Source organism: Stieleria mannarensis, from assembly GCF_014154935.1.
GTDB lineage: Bacteria > Planctomycetota > Planctomycetia > Pirellulales > Pirellulaceae > Stieleria > Stieleria mannarensis.
Genome location: NZ_JACEHH010000015.1, coordinates 101,303 through 124,708, shown reverse-complemented (window position 1 = coordinate 124,708; position 23,406 = coordinate 101,303). Strand labels below are relative to the sequence as shown.

The following is a 23,406-nucleotide window of genomic DNA, read 5'->3' as shown; positions in this document are numbered from 1 at the left end:
AGCCTAGTTGCTGACGCGTTCGCTGTACTCGCCCGTCCGCGTGTCGACTTTGATCACGTTTCCGGTCTTGATGAATCCGGGGACGATAAATTCCGCTCCGGTTTCGACCGTGGCCGGTTTGGTGACGTTGGTCGCCGTGTCACCTTTGGCCCCGGGGGCACAGTCGGTCACTTCCAGTTCGACCATGGTGGGCGGTTCGACGATGATCGGGTTGGAGTTGTACGTGGTCATCGTGCAGACCATGCCGTCCTTGAGGTACTTCCAGATGTCTCCGGCGACTTTATCAGGCACTTCGTACTGCTCGAAGGTCTCTTGGTGCATGAACACGTAATCTTCGCCTTGGCGATACAGAAACGAAACGTCGGTCGTTTGCACGTCTGCGGCTTCCAGTGAATCACCGCCCTTGTAGGTCCGGTCCAGCGTGGTTCCCCGGATCAAGTTCTTCAGTTTGCATTTGTAGAGAGCGTTTCCTTTGCCCGGCTTGACGAACTGCATGTCCGTCATCAGGTAAGGTTCTCCATCGATTTGGACCTTCAGCCCTTTTCGGAAATCGCTGGTGTTGTAAGTTGCCATCGGTTTGTCCGGCTCCGTGATACAGACTTTTGGGGGGTCGAGAGGAGTTTCAACGACTCCCAACGGGGCGAGAGTTTACCGATCGCGGGCGGTTTTGTCCCGACCGGGTAGACGCTAGTTTTCCCTCAACCGCCAGAAACCGCCCTCGGACCGAATTCATGTCGCCCCCTGATTGCTCCTCGACCGCTCCGCCGCGGGGAAACGCGGCCCGTTTCTCCGCCTCCGCCGGCCCAGTCGGTTGGCAGACGGCGATGAAGCGTGCGATCCGTTCCCAGGCCCAATTGCGACAGTATCTGGGATTGGCCCCGGACGGGCGGGCGGACCATGCCGAGGCGTTTGCGACCTTCGTGCCCCTCGAACTTGCCTCGCGGATCACCCCCGGCGATCCCGGCGACCCGATCCTGCGCCAGGTGCTGGCCACGGCCGAGGAACTGACCGATCGCCCCGGATTTGTTTCCGATCCCGTCGGCGATTTGCAAGCCCAGCGTGGCGGCGGGTTACTGCACAAGTACGACGGACGTGCGCTGATCGTCACCCACGGGGCCTGTGCGGTGCATTGTCGCTACTGTTTTCGACGCGAATTCCCGTATTCCGAAAGCGGATCGCGAACCCAGTCGTGGGCGCCGGCGCTGCGTTACATCCAAGACCACAACGAAATCCACGAAGTCCTGCTCAGCGGTGGCGACCCGCTGACGTTGACCGACGGCGTGTTGTCGGATTTGATCGGTCGGATCGAAGCGATCGACCATGTCCGTCGGCTGCGGATTCACACCCGACTGCCGATCGCGATTCCTCAACGCATCACCGCGGAACTTGCCGAGCGACTCGATCGGTCGCGGTTGGCCGTCTGGGTGGTCGTGCACAGCAACCACGCCCAAGAGATCGACGAACACGTCGTTGCCACGTTTGAACGGATGAGGCGGGCGGGGGTCTCGGTGCTGAATCAGGCTGTTCTATTGGCCGGAGTGAACGACTCCGCCGAGGCGCTGAGCGAGTTGTCGCTGAAATTGGTCAATTCGGGCGTGCTGCCCTACTACCTGCATCAACTCGATCGCGTCCGCGGTGCCAGCCACTTTTGGGTGGACATCGAGCGTGGCAAACAGATCATCGAGCAACTGCGCCGCTCGCTGCCCGGCTATGCCGTCCCCAAATACGTGATCGAGCAGGCCGGCGAAAACAGCAAGACGCCGATCGCGTAGAATGTCACGCTGTGTGGGATAGGCTTCCAGCCTGTCGAACCGTCCCGTGATACGGAAATCTTTTGATCGATGTACGTTTTCGAAAACCCGGTGCTTCAACGCGAGTTGTTGGTCAATCTGCGAACCAAGCGTGCGTTCGTCTTGTTGGCCGTTTACCAGCTTCTGTTGGCAACGGTGGTCGTCGCCGCCTGGCCGTCGGACCAGCGTTTGGACCTCACGACGAATCCGCCCTCGGCGACCAAGTTGGTCAACCTGTTCTTCCTCGGACAGTACGTGATCGCCTCGCTGATGGCCCCCAGTTTTGCGGCCGGCACGATCGCCGGAGAAAAAGAGCGCAAGACGTATGAGATGCTGCTGGCCAGTCCGCTTCGGCCCGGCGCGATCATCATCGGCAAGGTCGTCGCCTCGCTGACCCACATCGGCATGCTGATCATCGGTTCGCTGCCGATCATTGTGTTGTGTCTGCCGCTGGGCGGGGTGAGTGTCTATGAAGTGTTGGCGGCCTACCTGGGGCTGATCATCTCGGTGATCCTGTTCGGCGCGATCGGCGTGATGGCCAGCAGCTATTTCCCGCGGACCAGCAGCGCGCTGGTGGTCAGTTATCTGGCGATTTTGCCGTTGGTGATCGGCGCCTGTTTGTTTTGGGCTTCGATGGCCAGCGAAGGCGACTTGCGACTGAAGATCTCCGCCATCGTGTTCCCGGCGTTTGGGTTAACGGCCGTGATTTTGATGGGGGCCGCCGCGGCCGGGCGCATGCTTTACCCGCCGGACGTGGGCAGCGAAGGCAAGGAGGTGATCGACTTGGATCGCGAAGCCGAGGAGGCGGTGGGGTTGGTCATCCAACCGGATCAATTTCCCGATCGCTTGTTCGCCCCGCCGAAGAAAGACGAGATGATGGCCGACGGGGCCAACCCGGTTTATGACAAAGAACTGCACAGCGAAATCTTCAGCCAGGGAACGCTGATGTTGCGTCTGGTGATCCAGATCAGCATCCTGCTGGCAATCCCAATGATGGGTGTGTTTCTGTTCTTTCAACAGCGCCATGCGCCGTGGTTTGGTGTGTACGTGATCGTCTTCAACATGCTGGTCGGCCCGTCGTTCTTGGCCAGTAGCATCACCAGCGAGCGTGAGCGACAAACGTTGGACCTGTTGCTGACGACGCCGCTATCGCCGGTGCAAATCCTGTGGGGCAAGTTCGTGGTGCGGTTTCGCATCACGTTCGTGCTGACGTCGTTTCTGATGTGGCCGTTGATTTTGGGAGCGGCGCTGAACACCTCGTTCTGGTCCAACGGCCTGACGGTGTTGGGCATGTTCGCGATCATCGCGACGGTTTGCCTGGTCAACTGTGTGATCGCTTTGGCGTGCAGCTTGTTCTCACGCAAGACCTCGATCGCGTTGTTGACGACCTATGCCGTATTGTTGCTGTTGTACGTGGCTCCTCCGGCATTTTCGACGCTGGCGCGCACATTGGAAATGTCCGCTCCGGTGATCGCCCAAGCCGATTGGACCGGCGTGGCGAGTCCGTTTTCGGCGTTGTTCGCGTTGCCGTTGAATGAAGAAATCGCGCCGGAGAATCCCGAAGTGAACGCCGGACAATGGCCGATCGTGATCGGCTATTTTCTATTCAGCACGACACTGGTGATGGGCATCACGGCCGCCATGGTGCTGCGGTTGAGGTCGCGGCAGGGGCTGTCGGAAGGGTAGGTGGGAGAAGCTTCCGGGATGATTCAAACCGTAGCGGAAGCCGCGAAGGCTTTCGGCGTTCAGACCGTGGCGGTTCCACATGGGAGGGCGAAACTCTTGGCGAGTTCCGCTACCTGTGGTCCCCAAGGCAGCGGTAGCGGAAGCCGCGAAGGCTTTCGCGACTCACTCCTTCGGCGTTGCCACGGGGGGCGAAACTCTTGGCGAGTTCCGCTACGTGTGCTCCCCAAGGCAGCGGTAGCGGAAGCAGCCAAGGCTTTCGCGACTCACTCCTTCGGCGTTGCCACGGGGGGCGAAACTCTTGGCGAGTTCCGCTACGTGTGGCCCCCAAGGCAGCGGTAGCGGAAGCCGCGGAGGCTTTCGCGACTCACTCCTTCGGCGTTGCCACGGAGGGCGAAACTCTTGGCGAGTTCCGCTACGTGTGGCCCCCAAGGCAGCGGTAGCGGAAGCCGCGGAGGCTTTCGCGACTCACTCCTTCGGAGTTGCCACGGAGGGCGAAACTCTTGGCGAGTTCCGCTACGTGGAGGCACCATCAATGATGGTAATAATGAAACATCGGGCGGCGGCCGTGGCGATAATGCGGCGGCGGGTAATACGGCAGCGTGTGTTTTTCGATGATGATCGGCGCCGGGCGGTAGATCCGTTGCTCGACGATCGTCGGCGCGGGCGTCGCAGTGGCGACCGGCGCCGACGCTTGGGGCGGACCGGCGGACTGGAGCGCCGTGATCACGTTTTCGCTGACACCTTGCTGGTGCAATGCGATGATGTCACCGACGGCCAGCTTTCCCAAGTAGCCGCGCTGGCGGACCTGGTTCAGGATCACTTGGTCGCTCAACCCGTTTCGTGACATCGAAATGACGTCTTGAAGCGTGACGGCTGACTGCTGGGCCACGGCCTGTTGCTGGGCGGCATACTGTTGGCGTTGCGATTGATAATACGCCGCTCGCTGTTGCTCCATCGCCGCCTCTTTGTCGGCCGCGTTGCCCAGGATGCCTCCGGCGACCGCACCGACAACGCCACCGATCGCGGCTCCCGCACCGGCTTCGTCATTGTGGTCCCCGATCAATCCCCCGGCGATCGCGCCGGCGAGTCCGCCGAAGGTTGCACCACGTTGCTGGTTGACCTGAGCACGTGTCTCGCCCGGGGTACAAATGGCAACCAGGACCAGCGAAACAAACAGGCCGAAGGGTCGAATGGCAGTCATCCTTGAGATTCCATATCCAAGAGGGAAATTGGCAGCGTTGGAAATACCACAGGAGACGCAGCGGGGTCAATTGAATTGTCATCGCCAGAATCCGCCATCGACTTGAATTCATCAAGCAAATGGAATCACCCTTTGTTCCGACGTCGTGTGGTTTTACGAATTAACCATTCCTGCCGAGCTCGTGCGGTTCTTGGAAATCACCCTCCTGGCAGGAGGGTCGAGCGTAGCGAGGGGAGGTCGAACGGTGAACTGCCGATCAAGCTTTTGTCCTTCGGTCACATCGAATCGCGGATCAACCCTCCCCGCGTCGTCGCTTACTCCTCCGCGACCCTCCCGAAGGGAGGGTGAAGTCGCAACCCCTGATATATCAGAGGTTAAGAAAACACACGATCTCTGGAAGGGAGGAGAGCGTCTCGGAGCGTCCAGCGGACGACGGCCCGGAAGGCCACCGTACGTGGGCGATCGTACATCGGGCAGCGCTCGGCTCGTCCCCGGTGTCAGCGTCTCGGGTCGGCGAGGTCGATGACTTCGGCGACCGGCAGGACGAAGATCTTTCCGTCGCCGATTTGACCGGCCGATCCGGTCAAGGCATGACGGCAGATGCAATCGATGACCGGTTGCAACTCGTCTTCATGCACGAGCACTTCGACGGCCACTTTGCGCAGCAGGTCGACTTTATATTCATTGCCACGAAACAGTGCCGATTGTCCGTGTTGGCGGCCGTACCCCATCGCATCACAGATCGTGATGTCATCGACTTGCAGTTCGCGCAGCGCGTCACGGACGGTGGATAGCTTGGTCGGCTGGATGATCGCGACGACGACTCGCATGTGAAAACCACTAGGCGGTGTGGGAACGGTGGAGCGGGACAGTAGAATCGAGCGGCGGAACGGGAACCGGTTGCTTTTGACGCGTCGATTCGGCCAAGGCGTCCAAGACCGCTTGGGTTTGCAGCGCCAATGTGTTCCAAGGGCCGAGCGGTTGGTTTCCGACCAGCGTTTCGATCATGCGTTGTTCCTGGCGATCGGTGGATTCGTTCGCCTCGACGTTGCCGCTGGCATCATGGATCCAATACCGCGTCGGCCTTTCCGCCCAGGGGCGGGTGAAGTCGTCACAGATGATCGAGGCGTCGCTGCCGGCGACTTCGAACCACTTTCGTGTCGCGGTATCGTAGCCGCACGAGAAACTGGCCGTCAGGTCCTCACCGAACCAAAGCATGCCATTGCAGCGAATCGGAACGCCGTTTTCTTGTATCGAATCGGCAAAGACACGGGTGGGCGGACGGCCGGCGAAGTGACAGGCCAGTCCGGTGGTGTACCATCCCAAGTCCAACAGGCATCCGCCGCCCAGGTTCGCGTCCAAGCGATGTTCACCGGATTGGAACGGTCGATAAAACGAAACGGAAGCCGAGATGTGGCCGACGCGTCCCAGTCGGCCGTTGTCGGCCAGCGCCCGCATCTCCTTGGTGCGTTTGTGATGCAACCAACCGGTCGCGTCCAACCATCGCACGCCGCTGCGGTCACAAGCCTCGGCGATGGTTCGGGCCTGCTCGGCGGAAGTAGCGAGGGGTTTTTCGCACAGGATCTGTTTGCCCGCCTCCGCCGCTCGCACACACCACTCGGCGTGCATCGACGGTGGCAGCGACAAGTAGACCGCATCAACATCGTCGCGGGCCAACAAACGCTCGTAGCCTTCGATGCCCACCGGGATGCCGTACTGCGAGGCGAACCAATCGGCGCGCTCTTGAGAACGACTTGCGATCGCCGTGACCGACACACCATCGGTCGACTGTAGATCGGCGACCAGACGACGGGTGATGCGTCCGGTGCCGATGACGCCGAAACGGGTCGCGTTGGTTGCGGTGGGTGGATCAGTCATCGTGTGGTCTAGGGTTCCGGCCGGCGGAACGAGTGGGGGACAGTCGAACTCAAACGGGCACGGGAACTCAAACGGGCACGGGAACACTGCGCAGCAGTTCCGCCATCAGTTCTTCGACGCTATCCCGGCTGCTGTTGCCGGAGAAGTCGTCGACCAGGACACGGTGGGACAGCGTCGTGACGGCCAGCGACTTGACGTCATCGGGTGTCACATAGTCACGCTGCTCGGTCACCGCCCGAGCCTGGCAACCGCGATAAAAACTGAGCGTCGCGCGGGTACTGACGCCCAATCGAAACACATCGGTCGTCCGCGTCAGGGCGACGATTTCCAGCAGGTAGTCTTGCAGCGATTCGTCGACACGGACATTGCGGACCGCGGCCTGGGCAGAGACAACGTCCTCGGCCGTCACCACGCTTTGGATTGAATCGACCGGCTCGCCGGATCGATGGGACTGCAACACCAACCGCTCGCTGGCCCGCTCGGGATAACCGATGCTGGTCCGCATCAAAAACCGGTCCATCTGACTTTCCGGCAAAATATACGTGCCTTCGAATTCAAACGGGTTTTGGGTCGCGACGACGATGAACGGCTTGGGCAGGGGGTACGTGGTTCCGTCGGCCGACACCTGACCATCGCTCATCGCTTCCAACAACGCCGACTGGGTCCGCGGCGGGGCGCGATTGATTTCGTCGGCCAGCACGACGTTGGAAAAAATCGGCCCCCGCGTGAATTGAAACTCACGGGTGTCGCTGCGATAAATCGAGCTGCCGGTGATGTCGCTGGGCAGCAGATCGGGGGTGAACTGAATCCGGCTGAATTCGGTGTCGATGCTGCCGGCCAGAGCCTTGGCGGCGAGCGTTTTTCCGACACCGGGGACGTCTTCCAACAGCAGATGTTCGCCGGCCAGCAAGGTCAGAACAATCGAACGAACCGCCTCGGACTTCCCCAAAATGACCGTTTCCATGTTTTCCCGCAGCCGTCGAGCGGTCTCGTAAGCATGCTGCATCATCGATAAAACAAGATCGGGGAAGGGACGGCATTTTTGTCGTCGCGTATGTTAACCCAGGTGTGACCGGTGGCGGAACCCACGACCGCGGACGCATTGCCCGAATTGGATCTTGGAGAAATGACGGAATGTCGCAGTCGAATCAGGCCCCGTCCGGGAAGAATCAGCCCCCGGGCGAACCACCGCGGTTGATCGGTGCCGCGATCGCGCTGGCCCTGGCCATCTTGATCACGGCGATCGCCCAGTATTTTGCGCCGTCGTTCGATCACCAGAACGCCAACCTGATCGGGTTGGGGGCGCTGTCGATCGCCACGCTGTACGTGCTGTTTTGTTTGCACCGGCTGATGCGCTGGGCCGGTCACCCCTGGGGCGTCCCGGCCGCGATGTTGGTCGCGGCCGTGTCATTCGGGGCCGCGTTTCAATTCGATGGATTCAGCGGCGAAATGCTGCCGCAATTTCGCTGGCGATTCGCGAGCGAAACGGTCCACGAACTAAAATCGGTCACCCCCCAGGCGGCCGAAACCACCGAGGATTCTGCCACCGCTGAATCGAACGCACCGGACGCAACCGGAACCGACGAGTCGACCGATGCAGCAGACCCGCTCCTCGCCTCGCCCCAGTTTCTCGGCCCCAACCGAAACGGCGTCTATCCCCAACGCTTGTTTGCCAAACCGACCGCTGCCGATCAGGTCCACGTGGTCTGGGACCACGGAATCGGTGACGGCTGGTCGTCCTTTGCGGTTGCCGGAGACCATGCGATCACGCTGGAACAGCGAGACGACCAGGAATGTCTGACCTGTTATCGGCTTTCCGATGGCGAACTGATTTGGATGCAACAGCACGAAGGGGTGCATCAAAACCCGCTCGGTGGCATCGGCCCTCGTTCCACACCGACCATCGACGGCGACCGTGTGTATGCCACGACGGCGACCGGATTTTTATGGTGTGTTGATCAAGCGACCGGGGCGGTGCATTGGAGCCGCGACTTGCTGGAACTGGCCGGTTGGGATCAGGTCGCGTTCGAAGTGGCGGCGCCCTGGGGCTATGCCTGTTCGCCGTTACGGGTCGACGGATTGTGTGTGTTGCCGCTCGGTGGGCCCGTGGGTGAAAAACCGGTTCGTTCGCTGGTCGCGCTCGATGCTCAATCCGGAGATCTGGTTTGGACGGCCGGTGACGACCAACTCAGTTACGCGTCGCCCGTCTTGGTGACACTCGATGGCCAACGGCAAATCGTCTCGGTCAACGAGAAAACCGTCAGCGGACATCGGATCGAAGACGGCGTGGTGTTGTGGACGTTTCAGTGGCCCGGCTCGACCAACACCGGGGCGACCTGTTCCTCGGCCGTGCCCGTCGGTGCGGACCGGTTGCTGGTGGGCAAGGGATACGGCGGCGGCAGCGCGCTTGTCCGCGTGGCCAAGCAGGGCACCAACTGGGCGACCACCGATGTGTGGCGCAGCAATCGTGTTTTGAAAACCAAGTTCAACCACACCTGTGTCGACGGCGACGTCGGTTATGGGATCAGCAACGGATCACTGCAAGCGGTCAACTTGGACGATGCGACGCCGTATTGGACGCAGCCGCGGCGCTGGCGGGCCGGCCAGGGACAGGTCGTTCTGGTCGAGGATGTCTTGGTCGTCCAGGACGAAGCGGGAGAGGTCGTGTTTGTCGATGCGTCGATTGACGACTACCACGAATTGCTGCGGATCCCGGCGCTCGATTCAAAGACCTGGAACATTCCCACCGTGGCGGGCCGCTACGTGTTAGTCCGCAACGACCGCCAGGCGATTTGTTTTCAGTTACCGGCGAAGTGAACGTCAGCTGTTGCAGCGGTAGCGGAAGCCGCCAAGGCTTTCGTTTCCAGGAGCGGACAAACCACTTGGTAGACTGTCAATTTAGTCTAATCACACGGCTGGATCAGCCGTGTCGCGCGAGCGGGCGGGCCTCAAACACCAAGAAGGCCTCCAGCACCAAGTAAACGTGCTAGCCCGTAGGCTTGCGCAAAACGGCTGATTCAATCGGTCCGCTTTGTGCTTTAGTGCTGCCGACAACTTTCGCCAGCCGCGGGCCCTCTCTGGCGTTTGCTTGCTGCGCAAACGCCGTCTCTCCCCGAGGGAGAGAATTCAGTTTGGTTTGAAACTTTTGGCGAGTTCCAATGCGATCGGCCCGCGAATCGGATCACTGCACCGCGTTGCTGGCGGCTTGTTGAAATGACTTGCGAACGTCGGATCCGTCGCTGTTGCCCATTTTCGTCCGCTGGATCATCAGCACGTAAATCGTCTCGGTCTTCGGGTCGACCCAGCCTTGCGTTCCGAACGCGCCGCCGTGTCCAAACGTGCCCGGCGACAACATCTCAGTCACACCTTGAGGTTGACGCACGATGCACCAGCCCAATCCCCAGCAGTTGCCGGGGGTGAAACCGGTTTCCAGATCCCCGGTTTGCGGCGACGTCATTTGGGCGACCGAATCGGCCGAGACGATTCGCTGTTTGCGAAGTTTGCCTTGATTGAGCACCATTTGATAGAAGCGAAACATGTCACGCGCTGTGGCGAACAAGCCACCCGACGGATTGGGCGCCGTCACGTCAGCCGGGTCGGAAATCCGGTTGCCGACCGCCACCAGCGATTTGCCGTCCTCGCTTGGACCGTACAAGGTTGCGATCCGCCGCTGTTGTTTTTGATCGGGAAAGAACGTCGTGGACGTCATCTGGCAGGGGCCGAAGATCCGCTCTTGAAGAAATTCTTGCAGCGGTTGCCCCGAGACGATTTCGATGATTCGGCCGGCCACGTTCAGCCCCGGGCTGTACTGCCACTTGGTGCCCGGCTGGAACGCCAGCGGTCGCTCGGCCAGTTCGTTGACCGCTTCCTCGAGTGATCCTTGAAACACTTGGTCGCCGGCCAGCCCAGCGGTGTGCGTGATGGCATCTTTGATCGTGATTTCACGTTCGGGGGCGGATCCATCCTTCAGCTTGACATCCTTGAACTCCGGGATGTACTTGCTGACCTTGTCATCGACGTTCAACTTGCCTTCCTCTTGCAAGATCATCACCGCGGTCGCGACGATCGGCTTGGTCATCGAAGCGATCGAAAACATCGTGAACGGCCGCATCTCTTTTTGCTTTTCGATGTCTGCCAATCCGACCGCCCCCAGATGAACGATCTTGCCTTGGTGGCCGACCAGGGTGACGGCACCGGAGAGGGTTCCTTGGTCGACAAAGGTTTGCATCGCCGCGTCGATCTCGGCGATCACCGGCGGTGGCGTGCGGTCGGCCTGCTTCGTCGCCGCTGCGTCTTGTCCGCTTAACGTCGACACAAAACTAAGAACCAAGGCCAAACAAGACAGTGAGGTGGTGCGAATCATCGGAGGACTCGTGATGGGGCGGAAGGAAGGTTCGTGGGGAAGGCTCCCGAACGGATCGACATTGTAGCCCGATGACGCGCGATGCGGTCAGCGGAGCGCTTCTCGAAAGGGAGGAGGTTTCTTGGTGTGCGTGGACCTGGGGTTACGCCCAGATTCGCTGGGGCTCATCCGGTCTCACCCCAGGCTAAGTTGTAAATCGCCGTTGGCGAACCGAGCGTAGTGATCTTTGATGACCCGCGGAACAAAAGCAACTGAATCCATCAGTAATACAATCGATGTCCCAAGCAGCGAGACGCGACCACCCGGAAGGGCCGTCGTACATCCGAAACGAGGTCCCATTAGCCGCGCGTCACTTACAGAATCGTTCCGAGGTGGTCGCCCATGCGGGCGTACAGCTCGCGTTGCTGGGCCGAGTTTCTCTGCAAATCGTCATCGAACACCACGCGACCGGGCTCGAAGATCGTGATGGTCGATGATCCGCCGAAACGGAAGTAACCCTTTTCGTCTCCCTTGGAAACCGATTCCCCTTCGGTGTACGTTTGACAGATCCCGCCGACGCAGGTCGCACCGATCTCCAGCAGCAAGACCTCACCGAGTGTCTTCGTCTTCAACACCGTGATCGCGCGTTTGTTGGTCGCCAGGATCTGGATGTTTTGGCACAGTGCGATCGGGTTGACCGAATACAGCGGTCCGTTGATCAAACGGGCCGGCCCGGGGCGGCCGCCGACGGGAAAGTGGAAGCGGTGGTAATCGACCGGGCAAAGTCGCGACAGCAGCAGGCTGCCGGATGCATACCGCCGCGTCAATGCCGGGTCATCTAGCAAGGTCTCCAGATCGAACATTTCCCCTTTGACAAACAATCCTTCGCACTTTGACAAATCGGGCACGCACAGGTGGCGTCCGTCGGCCGGGAAGACGATCGAGTTGGGCTGGGAATCGATCGGGCGCGCGGACGGTTTTAATTTGCGAAAAAAGAATTCGTTGAAGCTGGCGAATTCGTCGGGCGTGCGGGCGAATTCGTCGGCGTCCAAGCCGTATTCCGCGATAAACGGGGCGATCTTTTCACGCGTCTTGGCTTGGTCCATCCGCCAGCCATACCAATGGGAAAACCAGGCGCGTTTGACGATTCCCGCCAAGGCGAGTTTGCCGCCGATGGTTCCGTAGGTCCAGCGAAGTGCTTTGTCGCCATAGACTTTTTCGACGCACAATTCGTTTCGGTAGCGGTCGTGGTAGACGATTTCATCCATGTCGAATTTCGTGACGAGTAATTGAAGGAGAGCTGCATTCCGGCGGGAACCGTCGCGACAGTCGGTCGTGCGTTTTCTAACCGCTGAATTAACGGGAGTTTACGACTTCACCCTCCCTGGCAGGGAGGGTCGAAGGCGAGGGACGAACCTGAGGGGAGGAGCGAGCCAGGGATTGATGCGGCCGGTGGACGAAGATTGTTCGGTAATTCACCGTTCTACCTCCCCTCGCTGCGCTCGACCCTCCTGCCAGGAGGGTGAATTCCAAAAAACAGGGAAGCATCGCACGGATGCTTCCATAGGTTGACATGCCGGGGCGAGTTTGACGAGTCGGCGGGACAATCGTGTGTAAGATGGTGCGTCGGGCGATACAATCGCAACCGATCCTCCGCTTCCTTTCTCACTTCCCCACTGCGTTCTGTCATGAATCATCGCCCCTGGATCGTTGTCTGTTTGCTGGCCTTGTTACCGTCACCGCTGGGATTTGCCGCCGACGCCAAACCGCAGCCCGATGAGACGGTCGTCTACAAAACGATTGATGACGTCTCGTTGTCGATGCACGTGTTTAAACCGACCGAGTCGGACGCCGAAACGCCGCGCGCCGCGATCGTCTTCTTCTTCGGCGGCGGATGGAACGGCGGCACCCCCAGTCAGTTTTACGGCCAAAGTCGTGCGTTGGCCGACCTGGGGATGGTCGCGATGTGCGCCGAGTACCGCGTGAAAAAGACGCACGGCACGCCGCCGAAGACCTGTGTGGCCGATGGCAAGTCCGCCATCCGCTGGGCCCGCAAGAACGCGTCACGTTACGGTATCGACCCGAATCGAATCGCCGCCGGTGGCGGTTCGGCCGGCGGGCATGTGGCGGCGGCGACCGCGACCGTCGATGCCTTTGACGATCCCGCCGATGACACGTCGGTCAGCTGCCGCCCCGACGCACTGGTGCTGTTCAACCCCGTCTATGACAACGGTCCGGACGGCTACGGCTATGACCGCGTCCAAGACTATTGGAAAGACATTTCGCCGCTGCACAACTTAAGCAAAAACACGCCGCCGACGATCGTGTTCCTGGGAACCAAGGACAAATTGATTCCCGTGGCGACCGGCCGAGCGTTCAAGTCGAACCTTGACCAGCTGGGCGTCCGCAATGAATTGCACCTGTACCAAGATGCCGCCCACGGTTTCTTTAACAAAGGCGAACCGTATGCCGACACGTTGGCCAAGTCGATCACGTTTCTAAAATCGCTTGGGTTTGTCGAGGGACAGTGAAGGGTGCGGGTAAGGTAGGATGAGAGTGGGCCAGGTCCATCGAAATTCACTTGCAATCGGCTCATCAACCTGCTTGAAGACCATGTCAGCTACCCTGGAAGACGCCATCGCTTTGGCGGCCACGCACTTTGCCGGAGTCACCGACAAATCGGGACAACCCTACCTCTTGCATTGCATCCGGGTGATGATGGGGGTGGACGATTTAGAAGCGAAAATGGTCGGCGTGATGCACGATCTGGTCGAAGACACGGCGGTCACGTTGGATGATCTTCGATCCGCCGGGTTCAGCGCCGCCGTCGTCCGCGGAGTCGATCTGATGACGCACCGCAGCGAAGTGTCCTACGCGGATTACGTCGTTGGATTGAAACCACACGATCTGGCGCGTCAAGTCAAGCTGTCCGACTTGCGCGACAACATGTCTCCGGACCGAGTTCTGCTTCGCGATGAGAAGTTCTCCAGCGATCTTGGTCGAGTCGGAAAGTACATTTCGACCTATCGGTTTTTAACCGATCAATTCGACGAGGTGACGTACCGAAAGCTGATGTCCCAGACGGAGTCGATTTGAAGCTTGGGCCGTGCCGCTGCTTCGCCTCCGGGACGCTCTGCCATCGGTGGGGCTGATTCGTAGCGAGGTTTCGACAACGGGTCCCACGACAATCCCATCGAATTTCTGCTAGGATGCCGCGTTCATCATCCCCCAGGCCAGACGCGTGTGAGACAGCTTTGATGAACGGTTTTCCGGGATCGGCGACGTTCGTGATCCCCACCATGGACGAACAAGATACGGTGGAGACGTTGGTCGAAAAGATTGACGCCGCGTGTGGGGGCATCGGACTGCCCCACGACGTGCTGTTCATCGATGACGGTTCGACCGACCAGACGTGGTCACGGATCGAGGCACTCGCCGAGCAACACGATCACGTCCGCGGGATCCGATTCCGGCGAAATTTCGGCAAAGCGGCCGCGCTTTCGGCCGGGTTCGCCCAAGCCACCGGCGATGTCGTGTTCACCATGGACGCCGATCTGCAAGATGATCCGGTGGAAATCCCCGCGTTCATCGACAAACTGAACGAAGGCTATGATGTCGTCAGCGGATGGAAGCAGAAACGCAAGGACGCGCTCGACAAGACGCTGCCCAGCAAGGTCTTCAACTGGCTGGTCAGCCGGATGACCGGTGTGCACTTGCATGACCACAATTGCGGCTTCAAAGCTTATCGCGGGCCGGTCACCAAAGACGTGACCTTGTACGGCGAACGACACCGATTCGTGCCCGTGTTGGCCGCCGCCCGGGGCTGGCGAATCGCCGAGATCCCGGTCGTGCACCATGCCCGCCAGTTCGGCCAATCCAAATACGGCGTCTCGCGGTTGGCCAAAGGGTTCCTGGACTTGTTGTCGATCTTTTTCCTGACAACGTTCGGCAAACGACCGTTCCATTTCGTCGGGGCGATCGGATTGCTGTTCTTTTTGACCGGAGGCTTCGGGCTGGTCTACTTGGCGGCGATGTGGGTGATCTCGCGTCAATTGGAATCGATGACCGACGTCGACCTGCATGCCTCGGCACTGTTTTATTACTGTATTACCGCGCTGCTGTTGGGCGCCCAAATGTTCTTGGCCGGCTTGCTGGCCGAATTGATCGTGTCGTTGTCGGATCAATCCAAGACTCCGTACAGCATCTTGCAAGACACCCAGTCGTCGCGTGAATCGACCGAGCGGTGCCCGTCATGACGAACCACGACGACCAGGAATTTTCAGTTGCCACCGTCTACACGCTGTTGATCGTGATCGCGTTGTCGGTCGTCTCCGGCCGGATCGCAACCGTCATCAGCCGCGAAGGCGACACACCGTTTCTGAGTGCCAACGACCGGTCCCGCTGGTGCACGATTGCCGCGTTGGTCGAAAACGGAACCTACCGAATCGATCCGTTTCTAGAGCGTCGCGGGATCAAACAGAATCGCCGCCCGTGGGCGACGATCGACTTGGTGCGGCATCAGGGACGCGACGGCCAAATGCACTACTACAGCAGCAAACCGCCGCTGTTGCCGACCCTGTATGCCGGCGTCTACTGGTGCGTTTCCCGCACCGTGGGGATGTGGCTGAGCGATTACCCGATCTATGTCGGCCGAATCGTGTTGTGGTTGGTCAACGTCCCGACCCTGTTCGTATTCTTGCTGTGTACGATTCTGGCGATCGACCGGGTCACGCGGTCGATTTGGGCGAAGTGTTTTTTGGCCGCATCGGTCTGCTTTGGCACGATGCTGTTGCCATTCACGATCGCCCTGAACAACCATCTGCCGGCCGCCGCCTCGGCAGCGGTCGTGCTGTACGTCTTTGTTCGATCGCTGGACACGGCGACCGGGCACCGCTGGTGGTTGCTGGCCGGACTGGCTGGCGGATTCACCGCGGCCAACGAGTTGCCGGCGTTGTCGATGACAGTCTTCTGGGCCGGGCTATTGCTGTGGGTCCGGCGTCCGGCCCTGCCAGCCTACGGTGCCGGCGTGCTGGTCGTCGCCGCCGCGTTCTTTGCAACCAACTGGATCGCCCACCAAAGCCTGCGGCCGCCGTACATGCATCGCGGCGACGGAGACTTGATCGCGACGCTGGGCCCATCCGACCCGGGCGTTGAACAAGTGCGATCGGCGCTGCAGAAACAGTCTCTGGCGACCGAGCAATCGAACATCCAAATCGGCCCCTCTCGAGTGCCCCAGCGATCCAGGGTGGTCGTCGATGGGAAACAACAATTCGGCCTGATCCAAGTCGACGACGGACCGGCGCAGCTGCGGTACTGGGACGACTGGTACGATTATCCGTCCAGCTACTGGGTCGACGGGAAACGCCGCGGAGTGGACGTCGGCGAGCCCTCGCGGTGGGTCTATGCGGCCAACATGACGGTGGGCCACTACGGCATCTTTTCGCTGACACCGATCTGGTTGCTGATGCCGGTCGGATTGATGGGATTGCTAGCATCACGATCGAAGGAACAGCGTCTGTTGCTAGCAGCGATCGCGTTGGCGACGGTCGTGTGCGCGGTGTTTTATGTGTTGCGTCCGGAGATCGACCGCAATTATGGCGGCGTCAGCGTGTGTTTCCGCTGGATGTTGTGGTTCGCTCCGCTGTGGCTGTTCGCCATCGCCGGTCCTGTCGAGTGGCTCTCTGGCCGCCTTTGGGGGCGGTGGCTGGGGCTCGTTTTGCTAGCGGCCAGTGTGACATCGATGTCGATCTCGCTGGGCGGACCCTGGCAGTCTCCCTGGCTTTACCGTTTTTGGCACTATTTGGGCTGGATCGCCCCCTAAAACCCGGCGTACCATCGCAGGGTCGGACGGATGACGATCCGCCGACTCAGGATCGCTTGCTAGCTGGAGCTTGAAATTCTTTGAGCGGCACGGACGCCGAATCGAACCACCGCACACCATCCGGGAACTCCTCTCGATGGATGGTCGTTGCGCTATTGATTGCGGCGATCGTTTTCATATTTCGCTTCATCGCTCCCCAAACCGTCGGTGAACAGGTCCGGCGTCACGTCGAGCAGACGTTTCGCGATCACTATCCCGATCTGCAGATTTCGATCGGACGGGGTCGGGTGGAACCGAACATCGGATTGATTCTGGACGACATCCGCATCGCGTTGCCCGAGGCGTCGGGATCGGGTGTGGCGCGAGCGGGGCGGACGTTCAGCGAGCGTCTGGGGATCGCCACGGATGCGTCACGCCAGCTGGTCCAGATCGGCCAGATCGTGGTCGTGGCCAGTGCGGACGTTTCGAAGTTGTGGGAGCAAGAAAACCCACTGGTCACACGTCGAATTGTCGTCAGCGGAGTTCGCGCAAACGCGTGGCTGGATCGTGACGGCCACGTGTCGCTGGAATCGCTGTGGCCGTTGCCGAAGTTTGGCGAGGTCGCGTGCCCCCGGGTGGAAGTTCGCGACGCAAAGATCGTGTTGTCCAACGAATCGGTCGACGCGCGCCCGATCGAAATCGACCTCGCCCAAGCGGTGATCTTGAACCACGTCGATGACGGAACCAATTTGACCGCCGACGATCACGAGCGGAATTCGGGCGATGGGCAATCAGCGGGTTTGCCATCGACGACCATCAGCATCAACGGGTCGGCGGCGTTTGCCGAACATTTTGCCGCGCAGGTGACGACCCGCAACGGACAGACCGATGTGCGAGCGGAGGTGCGTGGCGGCAAGTTGACGGGGGATCTGATCGACCGATTGCCGGCGATGCTTCAAGCGAAACTTCGGCCGCTTCGTGGGCTGGAACTTGTTGCCGACACGACCGCGATCGCGCGGGTCCGGCCCGGCGAGCCGATCAATTTTGCCACCCGCAGCCGGATTCACGACGGTCGTTTCCGGCATCCGAAATCATCGATGCCGGTCAAGCAGATTCGCGGCGTCTTGAGCTGCCGACCGCAGGGGGCTCAGCTCGAATCGTGCCAAGCCTTTTGGGGCGATGCACGGATCAAGCTGGACGGATACACGGTCGGCTACTCGACGCCATTGGAAGCCCACTTGGACGTGTCGGCATACAACGTGATGTTGGATCAACGCTTGGCCGCCGTGATCCCCGAACGACTGGAAAGTGGATGGAAAAAGTTCGAGCCACGGGGATTGGTCGATGTCACCAAGGCGCACCTGGACATCCTGGGGGACCGAATCGAAACCACCGCCGAAGTGACCTGCAAGGGCGTCGATCTGAATTACGAAAAATTCCCCTACCCGGTCCGACAGATCACCGGCAACCTGACCATCGAAGATCACCGGGTGAAGACGCAATTGGTCAGCGGCCGGGTCGGCGGCCAGCTGATGCAATGCGTATTTGACCTGCCGCTCCGGCCGGAGACGAAACAACCACGCGTGTTTTCGGCGGCGATGGCAGGGCCGATCGCCATTGATGGCGAATTGCTAAACGCGTTGTCGCCGCGCGGCAGCGAGGTGACCAAGCTGGAACAATTCATTCGCTCGCTGAACCCGCTGGGGGCGGTGCATTTGGTCCGCGGCACGTTGCGAACCGACGCCGAGGGGGTCAAACACCAAGACGTGGAATTGAAAGTCAGCGATGCGACGCTGCGGTTCGACGGATTCCCGTACCCGTTGTACAACGTCGCCGGCGACGTGCGTGTGATCGACGACCAAGTGACGCTGTCCGGGTTTCAAGGCTCCAACGCCAACGGCGGGTTGATTCGCTGTGAAGGCGACTACCAGATCCCGCCCCGCGAGGGCCAAGCGGAGACCGGGCCACCGATGATGACACCCCCGGTGATGCCGTCGCTGGTCTTGAATTTCGACGCGACGCGAATCTCACTCGACGAGGCGCTGCGGAGTTCGCTGCCGCTGCCGTCACAACAAACCTGGGACGCCCTGGCACCGAGCGGTGTGCTCGATTCGTTAAAAATCAAACTCGTCCGTGATGCCCCCAAGGGACCGCTAAAACTGAACGTTGCCGCCCATCAATACGATGCCAAGCGGATCGGATCGGATACCCTGCGATTGCAACCGATTGCCTTGCCGTACCGGTTGGACATCGTCGAAGCGGCGGTTCGCTACGAAGGCGGCCGGGTGATGATCGATGCCGTGCGCGCCGAACACGGTCGGTCACAGGTTTCCGCCGACGGCGGCTGTTGGCGGCTCGACGACGGACGCTGGTTGCTGAGCGTCGACGTCCACAACGGCAGCCGCTTGATCCCCGACGCCGAACTGATCAACGCGCTGCCGCAGCAGATGCGTGGTGCGATGCGGGGGCTGAACCTTCGCGGACCGGTCGGCGTCAGCGGGCTGACCGAAACGCTGCTCAGCGACGACCGCCATCCCGATCCGGTCTTCGGCTGGGACCTGCAACTGCAATTGGAAGGCAACCGGATCGGGGACGTCGGTCCGGTGCACGGGCTGAGGGGAGAATTGTCGATCAAGGGCCGCAAGGACGCGCGAGAAATCGCCGCCGAAGGTCAGGTTCGGATCGATTCGTTGCACGTCAATGATCTGCAAATCACTCACCTGCGAGGACCGTTCCAAGTCCGCGACGATCGGCTGCGGCTAGGCGGCATCGGCCACGACGGCCAATTCCAACACCCGATCGAAGGCCGCTTGTTCGACGGGACGATTCGTATGGACGGTGACGTGACGCTGTCCGATGCCAGCTTCAACGTCCGCCTGGCACTGATCCAAGCCAAGCTGCCCGTCCTGTTGGCCGAATTGGGGCACGGCAACAGCGATCTGACCGGGACACTTGTCGGCAGCACGAACCTGGAAGGCGTGCTGGGAACCACCGATCTGCTCCGCGGCCAAGGACACGCCGTCGTCACCGATGCCAACCTGTACGAGGTGCCCGTGCTGATGCAGCTGTTGAACGTGTTGTCGATCACGCCGACCGAAGACGTTGCGTTTACCAACGCCGACGTTTTCTTCCGGCTCAGCGAAAACGAACTCTATTTCGACGACCTGAAACTCTGGGGCAGCTTGATCGCACTACACGGCAAAGGAACGCTGGATCGACGCCGCGAGTTGGACCTGACCTTCAACACCCGAGTTTCGCCTCGCAATACCTTCACGCGTATCCTCCGACCGCTGATGGACCAACGCTACACCTTGTGGACGGTCGACGTGTCGGGACCGCTGGATAACCCCAGTATCGAACGCCGTGCCCTGGACGGCGTCGGCCAAACCATCGAACGGCTGTTCCAAGGCATGAACGGCTCGCCGGACGCCAACCGCCAGGACCGCTCCGCCGGCGTCGGACGGATGCTGCAGTAGTGGCATCCGGGGAGCCGGCGAAATGATTTCGCCGTGTCAGCGGGAATCGCGGAGTGAGGTTTCAAGTTTCAAGCTTCATCATTCTGCCCCGAATCATTCTGCCATCCCTCCGCTGGTTTCCAGAATTGCTCTATAAACGGGATCCGATGTGTGTGGTCAATCCTCATTGAACGAGAACTCCAGATGAGCAACAAAGGCAATCAGGACGAGCGAATCGCAAAGATGACGTTCGCTTCGGTTTACCCGCACTATCTGGCGAAGGTTGAAAGGAAAGGCCGGACGAAAGAGGAGCTGCATCAGGTGATCAAGTGGCTGACAGGGCTGAACGAGCGGTCGCTGCAAAAGCACATCAAGGACAAAACGAGTTTTGAGCAGTTCTTTCAGGCTGCGAAGATCAACTCAAACGCACACCTGATCACGGGAGTGATCTGCGGACACCGCGTGGAAGAGATCGAAAACCCGTTGACGCAGCAAGTCCGGTACTTGGACAAGTTGGTCGACGAACTGGCCAAGGGGCGAAAGATGGAAAAAATCCTTCGCGGCACGTAGGCTTCGGTTCGCTTTCAGAGAGCGTGAAACCTGAAACCTAGAACGTGGAACTCGGCACCAACACCCTCACCCGTCGGGGCAAGACCTTGATTTCCAGCGGCAGACGTCCGGCGTAGTCTCCGTCCAGTTCATAGGCGACGCGCTGGTCGGATTCGATTCGCAGGTGTGTCGCTTGGTGGTGCTCGACACCGGCGAACCGTCGGTGCCGACCGGAGGCGACGCCGAACAGATAGCCCAACCCGCGGATCAGGCCGCGCCCGGCGAAGGTGATCAGGTCCAGGGTTCCGTCGTCCCCGAGCGCCGCCGGATGAATTCGCAGCCCCGCGGCGTAACAAGGCAGATTGAACGCCATCGCCCATCCGACCTGACGCTGGTGGATGATTTCGCCCGATTCGTCCAGAGCGGTGACGCTCAGCAGCGGAAATCGGTAGGCCCGACAGGTTTGCCAGATCGGTTTCAGGTAGCTGGCACGCCGGATGTGTCCCTTGCGTCGCAAATGCAAGCGGCGGACGACTTCGGCGTCGAACCCGGCCGTGGCCATGATCAGGAACAATCGCCCGTTGGCTTGTCCGGCATCGAATTGGATCGTGCACCCGTTGGTCAGTGTTTCCAGAACCGCTTCGGCCGCGTTGGATTGGCCCAGGTATCTGGCCAACAGATTCTCGGTCCCCATCGGCATCGGCAGCAGGGGCGTGTCGGGAAACGTGTGCGATGCGACCAGACTGATCGTCCCGTCACCGCCGGCGGCGATCACGGTGGGTTGTGAAACACCGGTTTCACGGCGGCCGGCCACCAGGGAATGCAACGTATGGGAGCACGAGAGGCTTTGACACCTGATCCCGGCGGCGGCCAGCATTTCGGCCAGTCGGGGCAGTTGTTCGCGTGCCGCACCGCTGCCGGCTTTCGGGCTGGTAAACAAAATCACGTCCGATGTCGTCACTTTCACTGCTCCCTTCGTGTGGAGTTCCCCGTCAATCGACACTCTTTGTCGCATCATTCTTCGCCAATTCCTATCAGATTCACGCAAGATGCCGGGGGAATCTGCCTTGTCGCGGCACTCGCGACATTGGTACCACCCTTTCAAGCCACGAATCGCGCGAGCTGTAAAGATTTCGTGTGGTGGTCAACTGACGCTCCACGGATGGATCGCGTTTTCCTCGTCGAACGGTTTGCTTTCGTCTTATGACACTACGATTCACTACGCACGGACGCCACCAGAGAGACCATCGGGCCGGCCAGTCCGCACCGGTTGCGACGGCGCCCCTGATCCTCGCCTTGATCGCCGGATTGGCGTTTTCGCTTCCCGCCGCGGCTCAAATGGGCGGCGGCATGGGGGGCATGGGCGGCGGCGGAGGCCCACAGAGCGGCGGCCCGGCCGGGCCGGCCGAACGCCCCAAGTTCCGCGACCACGTTCACAACCAAGACGCCTTGCCGATCGGCCGCGAACACGGCGACAAGGTCGTCAGCAGTGTTCGCATCGTCGGCAACCGGACGCTCAGCGAACATGAGATCCTGCAGAAGATGCAGACCAAGAAGGGGCGTTTTTTCAGCCGTGAAGTCTTGCTCGGCGACGTCCACCGGTTGAACGAAATGCGTTCCTTCGATCACGTCACCTTTAAAACCAAGGAGACCGACGCCGGAGTCGACGTCTCGTTCATCGTCCATGAACGCCCCCTGATCACCGCGGTTGCGTTTCATGGCAACAACCGAGTCAATGACCGTGACCTGAAAGGCCGCGCCGGATTGGAAGTCAAAGATCCGCTCAGCGAGTTCTCGGTCGAATCGGCCCGCCGGCGTCTGATCGATTACTACAAAGGCGAAGGGTTCAACCAAGTCGCGATCACAACGACCATCGGCTACAAGGACAAACCGGGCATGGTGATCTTTCGGATCAATGAAGGCCCCAAGGAACGCATCAACAGTATCCGCGTGATCGGCAACACGTTGCTGAGCGAGGCCCGACTGAAAAAGCTGATCAAGAGCCGCGGCCCGTTTCTCAAACTCGGCTATTACACCTTCAACGTCGCCGACATGACCAAGATCGATCGCGACGTCGACATCCTGGCGGCGACCTATCACAACCTGGGCTACCTGACCGCGACGGTCGGCCGCCGGATCTCGTACAGCGAAGACGGTAAGTGGATCGACGTGACCTTTGTAGTCAACGAAGGCAACCGCTTTAAAATCAACAGCGTGCAATTGATCGGCAACCAGTTCGTCACCGAAGATTCGCTGCGTCAACGATTGGAACTGAAGGCCGGTGACATGTTCGACGGCACGATCTTGAAACGTGACGTCGGCGAGATCGTCTACGGCTACGGCGAATTGGGATTCATCTACGCCGATGTCCAACCCAAGACGGTGATGCGTGACGAAGAGAACACGGTCGATTTGGTTTACCAGATCGAAGAAGGCGATCGCTGGAAGATCGGCGAAATCCGCGTCAACATCGAAGGCGAACCGCACCTGATGCGTGAAACCGTGATGCTGAACATGTTGGAGATGCGCGAAGGCGACTTCATCGACCGCCGATTGTTGGAGATCGGACGCCGCAGAATGTCCAACAGCCAATTGTTGGAAACCAATCCGCAAATCGCCGACCCACCGGACATCATCGTCGACCCGCGGGAGGATGCGTTTTGATGAAACGGCCTTTTCCCCCTGAAACCGACGGCATCCTTTCA

Annotated in this window: 18 protein-coding genes; 10 read left to right on the top strand and 8 right to left on the bottom strand. The window is 60.2% G+C overall.

From position 1 onward, the window contains the following. Positions 1 to 3 precede the first annotated feature (3 nt). Entirely contained in the window at positions 4 to 573 is a 570-nt protein-coding gene (gene efp / locus H1B37_RS12380) for an elongation factor P (protein ID WP_147867623.1), read from the bottom strand. 158 nt (positions 574 to 731) lie between these two features. Here efp and epmB point away from each other — a divergent pair, with 158 nt between their 5' ends. Next, complete coding sequence (gene epmB / locus H1B37_RS12375; protein WP_182866968.1) at positions 732 to 1,772, top strand: EF-P beta-lysylation protein EpmB; 1,041 nt, start codon at positions 732 to 734, stop codon at positions 1,770 to 1,772. Between the two features lie 69 nt (positions 1,773 to 1,841). Continuing rightward, positions 1,842 to 3,476, top strand: coding sequence for an ABC transporter permease subunit (locus H1B37_RS12370; RefSeq protein WP_182866967.1), 1,635 nt, complete (start codon positions 1,842 to 1,844; stop codon positions 3,474 to 3,476). Positions 3,477 to 4,005: 529 nt separating this feature from the next. Here the strand turns inward: H1B37_RS12370 and H1B37_RS12365 are convergent. The 4 genes from H1B37_RS12365 to H1B37_RS12350 form a co-directional block, all read right to left on the bottom strand. Beyond that, the gene (locus tag H1B37_RS12365) at positions 4,006 to 4,677 is read right to left on the bottom strand and encodes a YMGG-like glycine zipper-containing protein (protein ID WP_182866966.1); all 672 of its coding nucleotides are present in this window, start codon (positions 4,675 to 4,677) and stop codon (positions 4,006 to 4,008) included. Positions 4,678 to 5,174: 497 nt separating this feature from the next. Continuing rightward, complete coding sequence (locus tag H1B37_RS12360; protein ID WP_182866965.1) at positions 5,175 to 5,507, bottom strand: P-II family nitrogen regulator; 333 nt, start codon at positions 5,505 to 5,507, stop codon at positions 5,175 to 5,177. Positions 5,508 to 5,517: 10 nt separating this feature from the next. Beyond that, complete coding sequence (locus H1B37_RS12355) at positions 5,518 to 6,555, bottom strand: Gfo/Idh/MocA family protein (protein WP_182866964.1); 1,038 nt, start codon at positions 6,553 to 6,555, stop codon at positions 5,518 to 5,520. Positions 6,556 to 6,622: 67 nt separating this feature from the next. Further along, complete coding sequence (locus H1B37_RS12350; protein WP_182867007.1) at positions 6,623 to 7,519, bottom strand: AAA family ATPase; 897 nt, start codon at positions 7,517 to 7,519, stop codon at positions 6,623 to 6,625. A 170-nt stretch (positions 7,520 to 7,689) separates the two neighbouring features. Here H1B37_RS12350 and H1B37_RS12345 point away from each other — a divergent pair, with 170 nt between their 5' ends. Next, a complete protein-coding gene (locus H1B37_RS12345; protein WP_182866963.1) occupies positions 7,690 to 9,372 on the top strand; it encodes an outer membrane protein assembly factor BamB family protein in 1,683 nt (560 codons plus the stop codon). Positions 9,373 to 9,736: 364 nt separating this feature from the next. Here H1B37_RS12345 and H1B37_RS12340 read toward each other — a convergent pair whose 3' ends face one another. Beyond that, positions 9,737 to 10,918 carry a serine hydrolase domain-containing protein gene (locus H1B37_RS12340; protein WP_182866962.1) on the bottom strand — a complete coding sequence of 394 codons (1,182 nt, stop codon included), beginning with the start codon at positions 10,916 to 10,918 and terminating at the stop codon, positions 9,737 to 9,739. Between the two features lie 353 nt (positions 10,919 to 11,271). After that, on the bottom strand, positions 11,272 to 12,165 hold the full coding sequence (locus tag H1B37_RS12335) for a phosphatidylserine decarboxylase (RefSeq protein ID WP_182866961.1): 894 nt from the start codon (positions 12,163 to 12,165) through the stop codon (positions 11,272 to 11,274). 420 nt (positions 12,166 to 12,585) lie between these two features. Between H1B37_RS12335 and H1B37_RS12330 the strand changes: the two genes are divergently transcribed. The 6 genes from H1B37_RS12330 to H1B37_RS12305 all read left to right on the top strand — a co-directional run bounded on the left by H1B37_RS12330 (position 12,586) and on the right by H1B37_RS12305 (position 20,722). Further along, complete coding sequence (locus tag H1B37_RS12330) at positions 12,586 to 13,428, top strand: alpha/beta hydrolase (RefSeq protein WP_182866960.1); 843 nt, start codon at positions 12,586 to 12,588, stop codon at positions 13,426 to 13,428. 82 nt (positions 13,429 to 13,510) lie between these two features. Then, on the top strand, positions 13,511 to 13,993 hold the full coding sequence (locus H1B37_RS12325) for a GTP pyrophosphokinase (RefSeq protein WP_182866959.1): 483 nt from the start codon (positions 13,511 to 13,513) through the stop codon (positions 13,991 to 13,993). A 161-nt stretch (positions 13,994 to 14,154) separates the two neighbouring features. After that, positions 14,155 to 15,153, top strand: a complete 999-nt coding sequence (locus tag H1B37_RS12320) for a glycosyltransferase family 2 protein (RefSeq protein ID WP_286177672.1) — start codon at positions 14,155 to 14,157, stop codon at positions 15,151 to 15,153. Beyond that, positions 15,150 to 16,718: a hypothetical protein gene (locus H1B37_RS12315; protein WP_286177671.1), complete on the top strand. Its 1,569-nt coding sequence runs from the start codon at positions 15,150 to 15,152 to the stop codon at positions 16,716 to 16,718. Before H1B37_RS12320 ends, H1B37_RS12315 begins: the two co-directional genes overlap by 4 nt. 140 nt (positions 16,719 to 16,858) lie before the next feature. Next, positions 16,859 to 20,173, top strand: a complete 3,315-nt coding sequence (locus H1B37_RS12310) for an AsmA family protein (protein WP_182866957.1) — start codon at positions 16,859 to 16,861, stop codon at positions 20,171 to 20,173. A 183-nt stretch (positions 20,174 to 20,356) separates the two neighbouring features. After that, a complete protein-coding gene (locus H1B37_RS12305) occupies positions 20,357 to 20,722 on the top strand; it encodes a DUF2200 domain-containing protein (RefSeq protein ID WP_182866956.1) in 366 nt (121 codons plus the stop codon). A 37-nt stretch (positions 20,723 to 20,759) separates the two neighbouring features. Here H1B37_RS12305 and H1B37_RS12300 read toward each other — a convergent pair whose 3' ends face one another. After that, a complete protein-coding gene (locus H1B37_RS12300; RefSeq protein ID WP_182866955.1) occupies positions 20,760 to 21,668 on the bottom strand; it encodes a diacylglycerol/lipid kinase family protein in 909 nt (302 codons plus the stop codon). Positions 21,669 to 21,904: 236 nt separating this feature from the next. Between H1B37_RS12300 and H1B37_RS12295 the strand changes: the two genes are divergently transcribed. Further along, positions 21,905 to 23,365, top strand: coding sequence for a BamA/OMP85 family outer membrane protein (locus tag H1B37_RS12295; protein WP_182866954.1), 1,461 nt, complete (start codon positions 21,905 to 21,907; stop codon positions 23,363 to 23,365). Positions 23,366 to 23,406 lie beyond the last annotated feature (41 nt).